Below are 1,852 nucleotides of genomic sequence, written 5' to 3'. Positions count from 1 at the left end.
GGAGCACCCCCATAAGAGTGCTCCCCTAGCAGAGCCGCTTAAGACGGCGGCAACTATTGGGCTAAATAACCGTCAACCTGCCAAAGTTGAGACGGTTATTTTTTTTGCTGATTTTTAATCAGCTCAACAACTAATGCTATCAGGGCTACGACAAACGTGCCGAACCCTAGCATAAGCTGTAAAGCGTCCGAAATGGACACAAGGCTTCTCCTTTCGTTGGTATCGTGGTACGTTGGTTTTTACACCATAAGCACCACCTCCAATCTACGGAAGTCGCCACCGCCTTTAACTTTTCTGCTATGTTTAGTATAGCATATAATTGGCTTCGTTCCTAGAGGCGCAAGGCATACAGCTATTTGCTACCGCAAAAAAAAGCCTCTTCGGCCAAGGCCGAGAAGCGTGGGGCGCCTGCCCCGCCCACGCGCTTCGGGCATCTGCCTGCCGCGAGGATTAGACCCGATCTCGGCAACATGATGCAACTGAACGGCAAAACCCAGCCGTTCTCGTCGCCAGCTCGACTGAAACCCAGCAGGTAGGGTATTAAATACTTTGCTCTAGTCCTGATGCACGTTGTTTTTTCTGCTGATGTTGGGGCTTAACCGGCTGAGTTTGTTGATACTTCTGCTCATCTTCTTTGTCTACAGCGTTGTACCCATACTGCTTAATGAGATAGGCGCACTGTTGAGGATCGTTGGCTTCAAAGTAGCCCACAACTTTATCAGGCTGTTTAGTATCCACTAGCGCAAATTCATCCTGACCCTTATCAACTAGTTGGGCCGTTTTTCCATCCTGACGACGATAGGTTTGTTCTAACTGCTGATCCATTGTTGCTGGATGTTGGGCCAACTTGGCTAACTCATTCCAGTCTTTAGCAATTTTAGACACCGGCAAAATGCCATTATCAGCTTGATAGCGCGTGTTGTAGTAAGAGGCCTTAGCCGCCAAGTGTTCTCGGTCATGATCCTCAATACCAGGACTTAGTTTCTTGGTAATGGTATCCCAATCAGGCTGCTGGTCACTGATGCGGTTAGCTTTGATGAACTTTGCCGCGGTTAGTAAAGCCTCATCTGAATTAAAGTTAGTTTTTCCGGGGTTGGGGTCGATGAGCACGCTGCTTTTGGCAATGGCTTGTGGCAGCGGAAAAGACTGCTGGAAGTTCGTTGAAAGGTTGGTTGTTGCTTTAACTGCTGCTGCCAACTCACGCCAATCAATGCCCGCCTGATTCGCTGCTTGTTTTAAGTCTTGGTAAGTCGCCTGGGTGATCGCATTATCCTGTGGGAAAAGCGGCTTAAAGGTAGTTACCTCGGCTTCGGTATTCGCTAAGATGGAATCCTGCAGCTTGTCATAAAGCTGATGACCGGCAGGGTCATTGTCGGAGCCAACATAAATAGTGGCTGGCAGTTGCCCTTTTGTTTTATACATATTGACCGCCATATTCACGACACTTTCAACTTTGGTACCATCAACTGAGGCAATCATGCAATTCGTTAGCTCTGGGTGTTGTGTCCAGTAACTCAACGCGTCAATTGGTGACTCAAAGACATACAAGTCTTGAGGTTTCCCCAAACTAAAATTGAAACCAAAATCAGATTGCGAGTTTGCGGCGATCTTTTTTTACGTGCCACGTTTACCGTATTGTTTAAAATCAATTTCAGTGCCTTGAATACTTGCGCCAACGGCCTTGCCATTTCGCGCCCATTGAAAGATCAGATTGTTTTGTGAGTCCTGAAAAATGAGGCCCTTTTGGTACAGGCGGTCAACTAGATGAGGATTAATCCCTCTGGCGATGGTGAGGTAATCCCGCGCACGATCAAAGCTATCAGCTCGTTTCAAGTAGTTATGATAGGCTGCT

2 protein-coding genes and 1 pseudogene are annotated in these 1,852 nt (G+C 47.5%); all 3 read right to left on the bottom strand.

What is annotated here, in order from left to right; translation table 11 throughout:
• Positions 1-95: 95 nt before the first annotated feature.
• On the bottom strand, positions 96-200 hold the full coding sequence (locus ACWPAB_RS15200; protein WP_010493218.1) for a putative holin-like toxin: 105 nt from the start codon (positions 198-200) through the stop codon (positions 96-98).
• Positions 201-352: 152 nt separating this feature from the next.
• The gene (locus ACWPAB_RS15195) at positions 353-541 is read right to left on the bottom strand and encodes a hypothetical protein (RefSeq protein ID WP_076665402.1); all 189 of its coding nucleotides are present in this window, start codon (positions 539-541) and stop codon (positions 353-355) included.
• Positions 541-1,852: pseudogene (locus tag ACWPAB_RS15190) on the bottom strand (DUF3991 domain-containing protein); the annotation flags it as partial. The gene ACWPAB_RS15195 and the pseudogene ACWPAB_RS15190, both read right to left, overlap by 1 nt.

This window comes from Lacticaseibacillus sp. 30, from assembly GCF_053819265.1.
The sequence above is the reverse complement of the archived record's forward strand: the minus strand, read 5'-3'. Positions and strand labels throughout refer to the sequence as shown.